The sequence below is a fragment of the Pseudomonas sp. S07E 245 genome (assembly GCF_019599025.1).
Classification (GTDB): domain Bacteria; phylum Pseudomonadota; class Gammaproteobacteria; order Pseudomonadales; family Pseudomonadaceae; genus Aquipseudomonas; species Aquipseudomonas shirazensis.
This window is the reverse complement of sequence record NZ_CP080625.1, coordinates 317,241-331,335: the sequence shown is the minus strand read 5'-3', so window position 1 is coordinate 331,335 and position 14,095 is coordinate 317,241. Positions and strand designations below refer to the sequence as shown.

Here is a 14,095-nt window from a genome sequence, read left to right as displayed (position 1 = left end):
CAGAACAAACCCTGCACTGTTTTAAACAGCGCGGGGTTTGTTGTTTCCGGGGTTCTGAAAATCCCCGATCAGCCTGCCCTCGCCTTTTGCCACACCCTGGCCAGCCCTAATGGATGAACTATCTTTAACCCCGTCGGACCGCTGCAAGCGCCTCCGGCAGGAGTAATATCTGGATACGTTTTCCTAAGGGACTTCCACTTGGCCGCACCTTTCTCTCACCTCGCGCTGTCGGCCCGAGGTAACTCATGACCGCCCATACCCCTGATCCCCAGACGCCACTCACCGCGGCGCTGCCGGTGGCTGCCCAACGCCTGCCCTGGCTCGAGCGACTGAGCCGGTATCGGCAACCGATCGTTCTGGTACTGACCCTGCTGTTGTTCGGCATGGCCTTGATTGCCTGCCGTCACCTGCTCAGTGAGCTGGATATCTATGCGCTGCACGACGCCATTCTCAGCGTGCCGAAGCAGGCCATGCTCGGTGCACTGCTAGCGACCGTGGTCGGCTTCGTGATCCTGCTTGGTTATGAATGGTCTGCCAGCCGCTACGCCGCCGTTAAGCTGCCAGCCGCGACCCTGGTGCTGGGCGGTTTCAGTGCGTTCGCCATTGGCAATGCAATTGGCCTGTCGATACTGTCGGGTGGCTCGGTGCGTTATCGGCTGTATGCCCGCCATGGTCTGGGTGCCGGTGAAGTGGCGCGGATGACGGTATTCGCCAGCCTGTCGCTGGGCTGCGCCCTGCCCCCTTTGGCAGCACTGGCAACGCTGAGCAACTTGCCTGCGGCAGCAATCGCCTTACGCATGCCGGCCGGTGTATTGGCGGCCATCGCCATTGCGGTACTGATGCTGAGTGCACTGCTGGTCGCCGGCCTCTATCGGCGCCGGTTGGCCGAGCAGCCGCTGGCTGACAGCCTGCTGGTCAAGCTCGGTCGGCGCACGCTGCGCCTGCCCGGCGCGCGCCTGACCGGCCTGCAACTGCTGATCACCGCACTTGATGTTGCGGCTGCCGCCACAGTTTTGTATCTGCTGCTGCCTGAGGCGCCGCCGTTTGGCGCGTTTGTGCTGGTGTACCTGCTGGCACTGGCAGCGGGCGTGCTCAGCCATGTGCCGGGTGGCGTTGGTGTGTTTGAAGCGATCCTGCTGGCCGCTTTTGCCGATCAGCTTGGCGCGGCGCCACTGGCAGCAGCGTTGTTGCTGTACCGTTTGATCTACGTGGTGTTGCCGCTGCTGCTGGCCTGCGTTCTGCTGCTGGCCAACGAAGCCCGCCGCTTGCTGTTCGCCCAGCAGGCACTGAAGGCCGCTTCCGGGCTGGCTGCACCAGTGCTGGCGATTCTGGTGTTTCTGTCCGGCGTGGTGCTGCTGTTTTCCGGCGCCACACCGGAGATCGACACGCGCCTCGAACACATGGGCTTTCTGGTACCGCACCGGCTGATCGACGCCTCGCACTTCGGCGCCAGCCTGATCGGCGTGCTTTGCCTGCTGCTGGCCCAGGGCCTGCGCCGACGTCTGTCCGCTGCCTGGTTGCTGACCACGGTGTTGCTGTTGGTGGGCGCGCTGCTGTCGCTGCTGAAAGGCTTTGACTGGGAAGAAGCCTGCGTGCTGACGTTCACCGCAGTCCTGCTGGCGGTGTTCCGACGCTCGTTCTACCGGCCGAGCCGCCTGCTCGAGCTGCCGTTTTCGCCGGTGTATCTGGTCGCCAGTGCTTGCGTTATCGGCGCATCGGTCTGGCTGTTGCTGTTCGCCTATCAGGACGTGCCCTATAGCCATCAGCTGTGGTGGCAGTTCACCCTCGATGCCGACGCCCCACGCGGCCTGCGCGCAGCCATGGGCAGCGCGGTGCTGCTGGTGTTCGTCGCCCTGACCTGGTTGTTGCGCACGGCGCGGCCGGTGATCCATCTGCCGACCGCCGATGAGCTGGAACGGGCCCGGCAGATCCTGCTGGCGTCCGATCAACCAGACGGCGGCCTGGCCCTGACCGGCGACAAGGCGCTGCTGTTCCACCCCAACGACAACGCCTTCATCATGTATGCCCGCCGTGGCCGTAGCCTGGTCGCACTGTACGACCCGATTGGCCCTGCTCAGGAGCGCGCCGAGATGATCTGGCAGTTCCGTGACCTGTGCGACGTGCACCATGCCCGCCCGGTGTTCTACCAGGTACGCGCCGAGAACCTGCCTTTCTACATGGACATCGGCCTGACCGCGCTCAAGCTTGGCGAAGAAGCGCGGGTTGATCTGCGCCGCTTCGATCTGGAAGCCAAAGGCAAGGAGATGAAAGACCTGCGCTACACCTGGAACCGCGGTGGCCGCGACGGCCTGAGCCTGGAAGTACACGAACCTGGCCAAGCACCCCTGGACGAGCTCAAGGAAATCTCGGACGCCTGGCTCAGCGGCAAGAACGTGCGCGAGAAAGGCTTTTCGCTGGGCCGTTTCAGCCCGGAATACCTACAGCACTTCCGCATCGCCCTGATCCGCTTCCAAGGTCACCCGGTGGCGTTCGCCAACCTGCTCGAGACACACAGCCTGGAGCTGGCCAGCCTCGACTTGATGCGCGCGCACCCTGAAGCGCCGAAGCTGACCATGGAGTTCATGATGATCGGCTTGATCCTGCACTACAAAAACCATGGCTACGGGCGCTTCAGCCTGGGCATGGTCCCGCTCTCCGGCCTGCAGCCGCGACGTGGCGCACCGCTGACCCAGCGCCTGGGTTCGCTGGTGTTCCAGCGCGGCGAGCAGCTGTACAACTTCCAGGGTCTGCGCCGCTTCAAGGACAAGTTCCAGCCAGACTGGGAACCTCGTTACATGGCCGTGCCAGCCGGGCTGGACCCGCTGGTGGCATTGGCTGACACTGCCGCCCTGATCGCTGGCGGCCTGACTGGATTGGTGAAACGCTGATGATTCGACGCTATTGGCACTACCTATTGATCGCTTTGTTGCTTGCCCTGGCGGGTGCCGCCGTGTGGTTCTGGTTGTGGACCCGGCCGGCGCCGGAGGCTCAGGTCGAGCACCTGACCCTGACCGATGGCAGCAGCCTGGTTCTAGCCACACCTGCAGTCACCGCCAAAACCCGCGTGGCGATTGGCGTGCCTGAAGATCAGGCGCTCAGCGACAAGCAACTGCTCGACCTGAGCCAGGCCGGCGAAGCGCAGCTGGTGCAGGTGACCCTGCCACCTGTCGATTGCGCCAAGCAGCAACAGGCGCTGGATCAGGCCATCAGCCATCTGGGCGGCGCACCGACCGTGGTTGCCGGCATCGGCCCTGGCGCAGCGCAAGCCTGGCGCTGGCTGTCCAGCCAGACCGATGACAAGGCCCGCGCCATCTCGGTCGACTTCAAGCTTGAGCAACCCGGCTGCCCGGCACTACCGAAAAGCGCTGCCCATGGCCACTGGAATGTCGCCTGGAACGACAACCCGGATGACGCCAGCGCCGCCTTCGTCCGTGATCAAAACAACGCCGAAACCAGCATCAGCGACTACGACATCCATCTGCCGCAGGTGCTCAAGGGTCAGCTGACCCAGGTTCTGGTCGGCCACGACGGCAACGCGCTGAGCATCCCGGTGGTGGAAGTGCCTGCCGGGCAAACCACTGATACCGTGACCCTGTTCCTTTCCGGAGATGGTGGCTGGCGCGACCTTGACCGCGATGTAGCAGGCGAAATGGCCAAACTCGGCTATCCGGTGGTCGGCATCGACACGCTGCGCTATTACTGGCAGCACAAGACCCCGGAACAGAGCGCCATCGACTTGTCCGAATTGATGCAGCACTACCGGCAAAAGTGGGGCACCAAGCGCTTTGTCCTGACCGGCTATTCGTTCGGCGCCGACGTACTGCCGGCGATCTACAACCGCCTGCCAGCAGAGGATCAGCAGCGCGTGGATGCGGTGATCCTGCTGGCGTTTGCGCGCAGCGGCAGTTTCGAGATCGAAGTCGAAGGCTGGCTTGGCAAGGAAGGCCAGGAAGCACCGACCGGCCCGGAAATGGCCCGTATGCCTGCGGCCAAGGTTGTATGCATCTATGGTGTCGAAGAGGCCGACGAGAGCGGCTGCACCGAGCACACTGCAGTTGGCGAGCGCCTGAAACTGCCGGGTGGCCACCACTTCGATGAGAACTACCCGGCACTGGCCAAGCGCCTGATCGGCGAGATCGAGACGCGCCAGGGCAAAACCAACGTAGCTGAACAGAACTGAGTAGTAATCGGGGCCGCATTGCGGCCCCGGTTACTTCAAATCTCGACCTGAGTGCCCAGTTCGATCACCCGGTTCAACGGCAGGTTGAAGAAGCGCAGGTTGCCGTTGGCGTTCTTCAGCAAGAATGCGAACAACGCCCCGCGCCAGCGCGCCATGCCTTCTAGACGTGAGGCGATAACCGTCTCGCGACTCAGGAAGTAAGTCGTGCGCATCGGGCTAAAGTCGAGCTCGTCCAGATGGCACAAGCGTAGTGCCTGCGGCACGTCCGGCTCGTCCATGAAGCCAAAGTGCAGGAGCACCCGGAAGAACCCATCGCCATAGGCTTCTACCTCGAAGCGCTCTTGCTCCGGCACCCGCGGCCGGTCTTCGCTGACTACCGTCAACAACACCACCTGACGATGCAGAACCTGGTTATGCAGCATGTTGTGCAACAGCGCATGAGGCACGGCGTCTGGCCGCGCGGTCAAAAACACCGCAGTGCCCTCGACCCGATGCGGCGGCTGCACGCGGATGCTGCTGATGAAGATCGGCAGCGGCAGCGCGGCTTCGTCAATGCGCTCCACGAGGATCTGCTTGCCGCGCTTCCAGGTCGTCATCAACAACAGCAAGGCAATCGCTGCCAATACCGGGAAGGCGCCGCCCTGCACTACCTTGGGAAGGTTGGCGGCAAAGAACAGCCCATCGACCAACAGGAAGCCGATCAGGATCGGCACTGCCAGCAGTGGCGGCCATTTCCACAACAGCAGCATCACCGTCGCCACCAGCAGTGTGGTCATCAGCATGGTACCGGTCACCGCTACGCCGTAGGCCGCAGCCAACGCGCCGGATGATTCAAAGCCGATCACCAGCAGCACAACGCCGATCATCAGCGCCCAGTTCACCGCACCAATGTAGATCTGGCCCTGCTCGTCGCTGGAGGTGTGCTGGATCTGCATGCGCGGGATGTAACCGAGCTGAATCGCCTGGCGCGTCAACGAGAAGGCTCCAGAAATCACGGCTTGGGAAGCGATCACCGTGGCCAGGGTGGACAAGCCGACCAACGGCAACAGCGCCCAGCTCGGAGCCAGCAGGTAGAACGGATTGCGCGCCGCTTCCGGGTCCTGCAGCAGCAATGCGCCCTGCCCGAAGTAGTTCAGCACCAGGGCTGGCAGCACTAGGATGAACCAAGCGCGGGCAATCGGTTTGCGGCCAAAGTGGCCCATGTCGGCATACAGCGCCTCGGCGCCAGTCAACGCCAGCACCACCGCGCCGAGAATGGCCACACCCATGCCCGGATGCACCACGAAGAAGTTGACCGCCCAGGCCGGGTTCAGCGCCTTGATCACCTCCGGGCTCTGCACGATGCCATGCAGACCGAGCAGCGCCAGCACCGCGAACCAGAGCACCATCACCGGCCCGAACAGGATGCCGATCTTGGCCGTACCGTGCTTTTGCACCAGAAACAGCGCCACCAGCACCACCACGGCAATCGGTACCACCCAGTGGTCAATGCCGTCGAACGCCAGCCCCATGCCCTCGACCGCCGACAACACCGATACCGCCGGGGTAATCAGGCTGTCGCCATAGAACAATGAGGCACCGACCAGGCCGCAGCCGATCATGACGATGCGCAGTTTCGGATAAGGCGCTGAAGCCCGCGTGGCCAACGCGGTGAGGGCCATGATGCCGCCCTCGCCCTGGTTGTCGGCACGCAGAATGAACGTCACATACTTGAATGACACCACCCAGATCAGCGACCAGAAGATCAACGACAGAATGCCGAGCACCCCATCATGGTTGACCGGCACCCCGTAGCCGCCGGAAAACACTTCCTTGAGCGTATACAACGGGCTGGTGCCGATATCGCCATAGACCACCCCAACAGCTGCCACCAGCAGGCCAATCGGGCGTGCCGCCCCTTGCCCCGCTTGGGCGTGACTGCTTGCCTGAACCATCGACCACTCCCGCAGACGGCCACATCGGACCAATAGAATTCGAACCCGCAGCCAGGTCCAACATGGACCTCGCTGCTATGGCGCGAAGCATAGCGCAGCGTTCGTCGTATTTCTGCTGGTCAAGCGACCTTGTGCTCGCTAGAATTGCGCACTTTTTGATCAGAGGCGCCGCTAGCGCCCGTCACGATTGCGGCGCCACCGGCGCTGCAGCCGCATTCAATACCGAGGTTAGCTATGTCCACCACCCCTGCTTCTACCGTGCCCAAGGTAGGATTCGTTTCGCTCGGCTGCCCCAAGGCTCTGGTCGACTCTGAACGCATCCTCACCCAGCTGCGCATGGAAGGCTATGAAGTCGTGCCGACCTACGAGGACGCCGACGTCGTGGTGGTCAACACCTGCGGCTTCATCGACAGCGCCAAGGCCGAGTCGCTGGAAGTGATCGGCGAAGCGATCAAAGCCAATGGCAAGGTCATCGTCACCGGCTGCATGGGCGTCGCCGAGGGCAACATTCGTGACGTGCACCCAAGCGTGCTGTCGGTTACCGGTCCGCAGCAGTACGAGCAGGTGGTCAACGCCGTGCACGAAGTGGTGCCGCCGCGCCAGGACCACAATCCGCTGATCGACCTGGTGCCACCGCAAGGCGTCAAGCTGACCCCGCGTCATTACGCTTACCTGAAGATCTCCGAAGGCTGTAACCACAGCTGCAGCTTCTGCATCATCCCGTCGATGCGCGGCAAGCTGGTCAGCCGCCCGGTAGGTGACGTGCTGAGCGAGGCCGAGCGCCTGGTCAAGGCCGGGGTCAAGGAGCTGCTGGTGATCTCCCAGGACACCAGCGCCTACGGCGTCGACGTCAAGTACAAGACCGATTTCTGGAACGGCCGCCCGGTCAAGACCCGCATGCTCGAGCTGTGCGAAGCGCTGAGCAGCCTGGGCGTCTGGGTGCGTCTGCACTACGTGTATCCATACCCGAACGTCGACGACGTGATTCCGCTGATGGCCGCTGGCAAGCTGCTGCCGTACCTGGACATCCCGTTCCAGCACGCCAGCCCGAAAGTGCTCAAGTCGATGAAGCGCCCGGCGTTCGAAGACCGCACCCTGGCGCGGATCAAGAACTGGCGCGAGCAGTGCCCTGAGCTGGTGATCCGCTCAACGTTCATTGTCGGCTTCCCGGGCGAGACCGAAGAAGACTTCCAGTACCTGCTCGACTGGCTGACCGAAGCCCAGCTCGACCGCGTCGGCTGCTTCCAGTACTCGCCGGTCGAAGGCGCGCCGGCCAACGATCTGGGCCTGGATGAAGTGCCGGACGACATCAAACAGGACCGCTGGGACCGTTTCATGGCCCATCAGCAAGCCATCAGCGCCGCCCGTCTGCAACTGCGCATCGGTCGTGAGATCGAAGTGCTGATCGACGAAGTCGAAGAACAAGGCTCGGTTGGCCGCAGCTTCTTCGATGCCCCAGAGATCGACGGTAGCGTGTTCATCGATGGCGACCATGGCTTCAAGCCGGGCGACAAGGTCCGTTGCCGGATCGTGGATGCCGACGAATACGACATGTGGGCCGAGCCGATCTGACGATTGCTTGGGGCCGTATTGCGGCCCCAACCAGCAAAGCCTGCACTAAGCATCTATGGTTCTGCAATCAGCACCAGAGACTGCCGCGATGCCAGCCCTGTTCACCCTGCAAACCCCTCTCGCCAGCGACTACCCGGAACTGATCCGCGTCTGGGAAGCTTCGGTCCGCGCCACCCACGACTTTCTCCCGGATGCCTACATCCTGCTGCTGCGCGATCACATCCTGGCCAAGTACCTCGATGCGGTCATGCTGATCTGCTGCAAGGACGTGCGTCAGCGCATTCTCGGCTTCGCCGGGGTAGCCAATGGTCAGGTCGCCATGCTCTTCGTCGGCCCCGAGCACCGCGGCAAAGGTGTCGGCAAGCGCCTGCTGCGCCACGCCATCAGCGAACTGAACGCCGACCATCTGGACGTCAACGAGCAAAACCCGCAGGCGCTGGGCTTCTACCTGCACGAGGGCTTTGCAATCATCGGACGCTCGGAGCAGGACGGTCTCGGTCAGCCGTATCCCTTGCTGCACCTTCGTCTGCGCGACCGCAGTGGCGACCACGGTGCTGACAAACACCGTTAAAGCAGTAGATTCCCGGCCCTCAACAACGCGCGGGCAGGTACAATGGCAGGTCTTAATCTGCCTTTAGCGAATCGTCTCCATGTCTGAACCCGTACGCCTGTCCAAACGCCTCATCGAGCAACTCGGCTGCTCCCGCCGCGAGGCCGAGCAGTACATCGAAGGCGGCTGGGTGACGGTGGATGGCGTGGTCGTCGAGCAGCCCCAGTTCAAGGTCGAGGGCCAGCAGGTCGCCCTGCTGCCAGGGGCCCGCGCCGAGGCGCCGGCACTGGTGACCTTGCTGCTCAATCAACCCGCCGGGATGGACCCGGAAAGCGCCCGCGCGAGCATGGTCATGGCTACCCTCAGCGAAGCCCACAGCCAGGATGTGCGCCCGTTGCACAGCCACTTCACCCGCCTGACCTGCATGGCGCCGCTGGAGCGCGGCGTCAGCGGCTTGCAGTTGTTCACCCAGGACTGGAAGGTCAGCGGCAAGATCGAACGCGACCTGCGCAAGCTCGAGCAGGAATTCATCATCGAGGTGCGCGGTGAAGCCACCCCGCAAGCCTTTGAGCGGCTTGCCCGTGGCGTGTCGCGCAATGATCGCGAACTGCCCAAGGCCAAGGCCAGCTGGCAGAACGAAACCCACCTGCGCATGGTTGTGAAGAACCCGCAGCGCGGCGATATCAGCGACCTGTGCGCCAGCCTGAAGCTGGAGATCGTCAGCATGCGCCGCATCCGCGTCGGCGGTGTGTCGATGGGCAAGCTGCCGCTGGGCCAATGGCGCTACGTAGCAGCAACCGAACGTTTCTAAGGAATACTGCCGCGCCAGCTCGGCGCGGCTTTGAACAGGATTTGCAACAATGAACCACAATGACGTCCTGCGCAGCATGCGCTACATGCTTAAGGTCAATGACGCCAAGATCATCGAGATCGTCGGCCTGTCCGGCCTTACCGTGTCCGCCGACGAAGTCGCAAGCTACATGAAGAAAGAAGAAGAGGAAGGCTATGTGCGTTGCCCGGACGCAGTCATGGCGCACTTCCTCGATGGCCTGGTGATCCATCGCCGCGGCCGCGACGAGTCGCGCCCACCGCAGCCGATCGAAGTACCGGTGACCAACAACGCCGTCCTGAAAAAACTACGGGTCGCCTTCGAGCTTAAAGAAGACGACATGCACGCGATTCTGAAGTCGGTCGACTTCCCGGTGACCAAGCCAGAGCTGAGCGCACTGTTCCGCAAGGCTGGCCATGACAATTACCGCCCGTGCGGCGACCAACTGCTGCGCAATTTCCTCAAGGGCCTGACCCAGCGCGTGCACGGCTGAGTGAGCATGCAGCATAGCGTTGCGCCGGTTGGCATTGTCCGCTCCTGCTTCAAGGAGAAGTTCGCCATCCCCCGCCAGCCTCAGCTGGCACTGGCGGCGCGGGGCGTGCTCGAGCTATTGCCGCCGTTCGATCAGGGTGATGCGGTGGCAGGCCTGGAGCAGGTCAGCCATGTCTGGCTGCTGTTTCTGTTTCACCAGGCGCTGGAAGACAAGCCACGGCTCAAGGTCCGCCCTCCCCGCCTGGGCGGCAACAAGAGCATGGGCGTGTTCGCCACCCGCGCCACGCATCGGCCCAACGGTATCGGCCAGTCAGTGGTGCGCCTGGAAGGGGTAGAGCCTGGGCGCTTGTTGCTGTCCGGGATCGACCTGCTCGACGGCACGCCAGTGCTGGATATCAAGCCGTACGTGCCCTACGCAGATTGCGTCAGCGATGCGATCAACCTGATGGCCAGCGCGGCGCCTGCACCGATCAGCGTGGCCTGGGCTGACGCGGCCTTGCTGCAAGCCCGTGAGCACGCGCTGCGCCTGGGTGAGCCGCTGGTTGAGCTGATTGAGCAGTGTCTGGCCCAGGACCCGCGTCCGGCCTACCAGGTACCGCCACCGGAGCGCGTCTACGGGGTCAAGTTCTGGGATGTACAGGTACGCTGGCACTACCCGCAACTGGACCGGATCCAGGTGCTGGAAGTCACCCTCGACAGCTGACCGCAGGCGGCCACCGGGCAAATCTCAGGCATAAAAAAACGCAGACCTCGGTCTGCGTTTTTTGTCGCGCTCGCCTTACTTCTCGACGAAAGCGCGCTCGATCAGGTAGTCACCCGGCTCGCGCATCCGCGCCGACACCTTCAGACCGAAGCTGTCGAGCACTTCGCTGGTTTCGTCGAGCATGCTTGGGCTACCGCAGATCATCGCACGATCGTCCTGTGGATTGATCGGTGGCAGGCCAATGTCGCTGAACAGCTTGCCGCTACGCATCAGGTCGGTCAGGCGGCCTTCGTTTTCAAACGGCTCGCGGGTAACGGTTGGATAGTAGATCAGCTTGTCACGTACCGCCTCACCGAAGAACTCGTTCTGCGGCAGGTGCTCGGTGATGAACTCGCGGTAGGCGACTTCATTCACGTAGCGCACACCGTGAACCAGGATCACTTTTTCAAAGCGCTCGTAGGTTTCCGGGTCCTGAATGACGCTCATGAACGGCGCCAGGCCAGTGCCGGTGCTGAGCAGGTACAGGTGCTTGCCCGGGTTCAGGTCATCCAGTACCAGGGTGCCGGTAGGCTTTTTGCTGATGATGATCTCATCGCCTTCCTTGAGGTGCTGCAGCTGCGAGGTCAGCGGGCCATCCGGCACCTTGATGCTGAAGAACTCCAGATGCTCTTCCCAGTTCGGCGAGGCAATCGAATAGGCGCGCATGAGCGGACGGCCGGTTTCTTGCTGCAGACCGATCATCACGAACTGACCGTTCTCGAAGCGCAGGCCCGGATCGCGGGTGCACTTGAAGCTGAACAGGGTGTCATTCCAGTGGTGAACACTGAGGACACGTTCGTGGTTCATGTTGCTCATCTAAGGTGGCTCCTGAAGAAAGACGCAGCGCGGACCAAGCGCACAGTTACGCAATAGTTTAGGGGCAGCGACGATATCTGTTAAGTTGATTATCAAGATATGTCTTATCGGTTATATAGATATGCGTTTTACACTTCGTCAACTGCAGGTTTTTGTCGCGGTAGCCCAGCACCAGAGCGTGTCCAAAGCCGCCGGCGTACTGGCCTTGTCGCAATCGGCGGCCAGTACTTCGGTGACCGAACTGGAGCGCCAGTCCAGCTGCCAGTTGTTCGACCGCGCCGGCAAACGCCTGAGCCTCAATGCACTGGGTCACCAATTGCTGCCCCAGGCAGTGGCCCTGCTCGACCAGGCCAAGGAAATCGAAGACCTGCTCAACGGCAAGTCCGGTTTCGGCTCGCTGTCGGTGGGGGCAACCCTGACCATCGGCAATTACTTGGCAACCTTGCTGATCGGCAGCTTCATGCAGATGCATCCGGAGAGCCAGGTCAAACTGCATGTACAGAACACTGCGCACATTGTGCAACAGGTTGCCCACTACGAAATTGATCTGGGTCTGATCGAAGGTGACTGCAACCACCCCGACCTTGAGGTGCAGCCGTGGGTCGAGGACGAGCTGGTGGTGTTCTGCGCACCGCAGCATCCACTGGCCAAGGCTGGCCGGGCAGACATTGCCACACTGTCCCAGGAGGCGTGGATCCTGCGCGAGCAGGGCTCGGGCACGCGGCTGACGTTCGATCAGGAAATGCGCCACCACCGCGCCAACCTGAACATCCGCCTTGAGCTTGAACACACCGAAGCGATCAAGCGCGCAGTCGAGTCGGGGCTGGGCATTGGCTGTATCTCGCGGCTGGCCCTGCGCGATGCATTTCGCCGTGGCAGCCTGGTCGCCGTGGAAACACCGGAGCTGGATCTGTCGCGGCAGTTCTACTTCATCTGGCACAAGCAGAAGTACCAGACCTCAGCCATGCGCGAGTTTCTTGAACTGTGCCGCAACTTCACCGCCGGTGTGCGTCGCAGCGACGAGATCGTCCTACCGCCGATTGCCTAGAGCAGGATCACGCCCCAGACCAGCGCCACCATCAACAGCGACACGAACTGGGCAGCGCTACCCATGTCCTTGGCGTTTTTCGACAGCGGGTGGCGGTCCAGCGAGATACGGTCGATGGCCGCTTCGATCGCCGAATTGAACAGCTCGACGATCAGCCCGAGCATGCACACGGCAATCATGATGGCCCGCTCGGCGCGGCTGACCGGCAGCCAGAAGGCAGTTGGCACCAGCACCACATTGAGCAGCACCAGTTGGCGAAAGGCCGCTTCGCCTTTGAATGCTGCGCGCAGCCCATCCAGCGAATAGCCGGCGGCGTTGAAGATACGTTTAAGGCCGGTCTGGCCTTTGAATGGCGACATGGGTGTCACTTCACAAGAAAAAGGCCAGAAGGCTAGCCGGAGCCGGGTCAAAAAAGCGTGAAGCCGCAGGTTTTAATTGCTGGCAACTGATTCAAGCTGTTGCAGCAGCAGCGCGGCCTGGGTCCGGGTACGCACGCCGAGCTTGCGGAAGATCGCCGTGACGTGGGCCTTGATGGTCGCCTCGGAGACGCTCAGCTCGTAGGCAATCTGCTTGTTCAGCAAACCTTCGCAAACCATGGTAAGCACCCTGAATTGCTGCGGCGTGAGGCTTGCCAGGCCTTCACTGGCGGCTTTGGCTTCGGCTGAAACATCGACTTTCTCGAATGCCTGTGGCGGCCACCACACCTCACCATCGAGAACTTTTTGCACGGCGTCCTGGATCTGCTCGAGGGTGCTCGACTTGGGAATGAAGCCACTGGCGCCAAACTCGCGCGACTTGACCACCACCGCCGCTTCTTCCTGGGCCGAGACCATCACTACCGGAATCTGCGGATACTGCCCGCGCAGCAGAACCAGGCCGGAGAAGCCATAAGCGCCTGGCATGTTCAGGTCGAGCAGGACCAGATCCCAGTCGGACTTGTCGCCGAGGTGGGTTTCCAGCTCGGCGATGCTCGCCACCTCGACCAGCCGCACGTCCGGGCCCAGGCCCAGCGTGACCGCCTGGCGCAAGGCGCTGCGAAACAGCGGGTGGTCATCAGCGATGAGGATTTCGTAAGTGGCCATCGATCAATCGATCCTGTTCTGTGCCGAGGCACGGTGCTCGTCATTATGAAGCAAACCCGGCCGGCTGCCCCTTGGACTATAGAAAGGTATGCAAGCGCTGATGCGGTTCATCCTGCAGGTCCAGCGGCAAATGCCGCTTGGCGCTCAGGTAATGCAAGCTGAACACGTCCAGATAGGCATCCAGTGCTTGCGCCGCACGCACGTCACCAGCCAGTTCCAGGCACATCGCCGCCACTTCGGCAGTGCAGAAGTGATCATCGCGCTTGGAGCGGCGCAGCCGGTAGCGCGACATCTGTTCGGCTTCCAGGCTGAGCACCGGGAAGCGGTCCAGATACGGGCTTTTACGGAACATCTTGCGCGCTTCGGTCCAGGTCGCGTCGAGCAGGATGAACAGCGGACGCTTGCCGGGCGGCAGGCTGACCTCATTGACCACCCGCTGCTCGGCGACGAACTCGCCGGGGAAGACGATGTAGGGTTGCCACTGCGGCTGTTCCAGCAGCGCCAACAAGGCGGGATCGACCGCCGTGCGCTGCCAGCCAAAGGCCGAGGTGTCTTCGATCAAATCAGCGATCAACCAACCGGTATTGGTCGGTTTCAATGGCTCGGTGTCATGCATCAGCAGGCACACGCCCGCTTCAGCCGTGACGGTAGGCTTCAGCGCACACAGGCAGTGACTGGCAATGACCCGACAGTGGGCGCAGCGCACCGCGCGCGAACCACGGGCTACAAAGGGTTTGACGCTACGGGCCAGGCGCTCGGCGCGCAGCCGCGCCACCGCATGGCTCACGAGGCCACACCGCAGGACAGATTAACGATGATCACTTCAACAACTCGGCACAAATCGAAGGCG

General features: G+C 62.3%; 13 protein-coding genes. 8 read left to right on the top strand and 5 right to left on the bottom strand.

The window, feature by feature from the left end:
* Positions 1-245 precede the first annotated feature (245 nt).
* Positions 246-2,888, top strand: coding sequence for a bifunctional lysylphosphatidylglycerol flippase/synthetase MprF (gene mprF, locus K3F44_RS01535; protein ID WP_101317381.1), 2,643 nt, complete (start codon positions 246-248; stop codon positions 2,886-2,888).
* Complete coding sequence (locus K3F44_RS01530; RefSeq protein WP_220633220.1) at positions 2,888-4,180, top strand: virulence factor family protein; 1,293 nt, start codon at positions 2,888-2,890, stop codon at positions 4,178-4,180. The genes mprF and K3F44_RS01530 overlap by 1 nt, the downstream gene beginning before the upstream one ends.
* Positions 4,181-4,215: 35 nt before the next feature.
* Here K3F44_RS01530 and K3F44_RS01525 read toward each other — a convergent pair whose 3' ends face one another.
* Entirely contained in the window at positions 4,216-6,114 is a 1,899-nt protein-coding gene (locus tag K3F44_RS01525; RefSeq protein ID WP_181106074.1) for a potassium transporter Kup, read from the bottom strand.
* Positions 6,115-6,348: 234 nt separating this feature from the next.
* Between K3F44_RS01525 and rimO the strand changes: the two genes are divergently transcribed.
* From rimO to tsaA, 5 genes are all read left to right on the top strand, one after another.
* Positions 6,349-7,686, top strand: a complete 1,338-nt coding sequence (rimO, locus tag K3F44_RS01520; RefSeq protein WP_220633219.1) for a 30S ribosomal protein S12 methylthiotransferase RimO — start codon at positions 6,349-6,351, stop codon at positions 7,684-7,686.
* 88 nt (positions 7,687-7,774) lie between these two features.
* On the top strand, positions 7,775-8,257 hold the full coding sequence (locus K3F44_RS01515) for a GNAT family N-acetyltransferase (RefSeq protein WP_220633218.1): 483 nt from the start codon (positions 7,775-7,777) through the stop codon (positions 8,255-8,257).
* 79 nt (positions 8,258-8,336) lie between these two features.
* Positions 8,337-9,047 (top strand): rRNA pseudouridine synthase, encoded by a 711-nt coding sequence (locus tag K3F44_RS01510; protein WP_101317371.1) that lies wholly within the window; start codon positions 8,337-8,339, stop codon positions 9,045-9,047.
* Positions 9,048-9,096: 49 nt separating this feature from the next.
* Positions 9,097-9,558 carry a DUF1456 family protein gene (locus K3F44_RS01505; RefSeq protein ID WP_101317369.1) on the top strand — a complete coding sequence of 154 codons (462 nt, stop codon included), beginning with the start codon at positions 9,097-9,099 and terminating at the stop codon, positions 9,556-9,558.
* Positions 9,559-9,564: 6 nt separating this feature from the next.
* Positions 9,565-10,260 carry a tRNA (N6-threonylcarbamoyladenosine(37)-N6)-methyltransferase TrmO gene (gene tsaA / locus K3F44_RS01500; RefSeq protein ID WP_188035544.1) on the top strand — a complete coding sequence of 232 codons (696 nt, stop codon included), beginning with the start codon at positions 9,565-9,567 and terminating at the stop codon, positions 10,258-10,260.
* 75 nt (positions 10,261-10,335) lie between these two features.
* Here the strand turns inward: tsaA and fpr are convergent, their stop codons facing one another.
* Complete coding sequence (fpr, locus tag K3F44_RS01495; protein WP_101317365.1) at positions 10,336-11,115, bottom strand: ferredoxin-NADP reductase; 780 nt, start codon at positions 11,113-11,115, stop codon at positions 10,336-10,338.
* 121 nt (positions 11,116-11,236) lie between these two features.
* Here fpr and finR point away from each other — a divergent pair, with 121 nt between their 5' ends.
* On the top strand, positions 11,237-12,163 hold the full coding sequence (gene finR, locus K3F44_RS01490; protein WP_101317363.1) for a LysR family transcriptional regulator FinR: 927 nt from the start codon (positions 11,237-11,239) through the stop codon (positions 12,161-12,163).
* Here the strand turns inward: finR and K3F44_RS01485 are convergent.
* The 3 genes from K3F44_RS01485 to K3F44_RS01475 all read right to left on the bottom strand — a co-directional run bounded on the left by K3F44_RS01485 (position 12,160) and on the right by K3F44_RS01475 (position 14,032).
* Complete coding sequence (locus K3F44_RS01485) at positions 12,160-12,522, bottom strand: diacylglycerol kinase (protein WP_101317361.1); 363 nt, start codon at positions 12,520-12,522, stop codon at positions 12,160-12,162. The two genes, finR and K3F44_RS01485, sit on opposite strands and share 4 nt — an antisense overlap.
* Positions 12,523-12,594: 72 nt before the next feature.
* Positions 12,595-13,245 carry a response regulator transcription factor ErdR gene (gene erdR / locus K3F44_RS01480; RefSeq protein ID WP_101317359.1) on the bottom strand — a complete coding sequence of 217 codons (651 nt, stop codon included), beginning with the start codon at positions 13,243-13,245 and terminating at the stop codon, positions 12,595-12,597.
* A 76-nt stretch (positions 13,246-13,321) separates the two neighbouring features.
* Complete coding sequence (locus K3F44_RS01475) at positions 13,322-14,032, bottom strand: tRNA-uridine aminocarboxypropyltransferase (RefSeq protein ID WP_150570870.1); 711 nt, start codon at positions 14,030-14,032, stop codon at positions 13,322-13,324.
* Positions 14,033-14,095: the final 63 nt, after the last annotated feature.

Coding starts and splice junctions, on each gene's coding strand:
- K3F44_RS01530 (WP_220633220.1), top strand. CDS start 2,888: ATGATTCGACGCTATTGGCACTACCTATTGATCGCTTTGTTGCTTGCC.
- finR (WP_101317363.1), top strand. CDS start 11,237: ATGCGTTTTACACTTCGTCAACTGCAGGTTTTTGTCGCGGTAGCCCAG.
- K3F44_RS01510 (WP_101317371.1), top strand. CDS start 8,337: ATGTCTGAACCCGTACGCCTGTCCAAACGCCTCATCGAGCAACTCGGC.
- erdR (WP_101317359.1), bottom strand. CDS start 13,245: ATGGCCACTTACGAAATCCTCATCGCTGATGACCACCCGCTGTTTCGC.
- K3F44_RS01515 (WP_220633218.1), top strand. CDS start 7,775: ATGCCAGCCCTGTTCACCCTGCAAACCCCTCTCGCCAGCGACTACCCG.
- K3F44_RS01525 (WP_181106074.1), bottom strand. CDS start 6,114: ATGGTTCAGGCAAGCAGTCACGCCCAAGCGGGGCAAGGGGCGGCACGC.
- K3F44_RS01505 (WP_101317369.1), top strand. CDS start 9,097: ATGAACCACAATGACGTCCTGCGCAGCATGCGCTACATGCTTAAGGTC.
- rimO (WP_220633219.1), top strand. CDS start 6,349: ATGTCCACCACCCCTGCTTCTACCGTGCCCAAGGTAGGATTCGTTTCG.
- fpr (WP_101317365.1), bottom strand. CDS start 11,115: ATGAGCAACATGAACCACGAACGTGTCCTCAGTGTTCACCACTGGAAT.
- mprF (WP_101317381.1), top strand. CDS start 246: ATGACCGCCCATACCCCTGATCCCCAGACGCCACTCACCGCGGCGCTG.
- K3F44_RS01485 (WP_101317361.1), bottom strand. CDS start 12,522: ATGTCGCCATTCAAAGGCCAGACCGGCCTTAAACGTATCTTCAACGCC.
- tsaA (WP_188035544.1), top strand. CDS start 9,565: ATGCAGCATAGCGTTGCGCCGGTTGGCATTGTCCGCTCCTGCTTCAAG.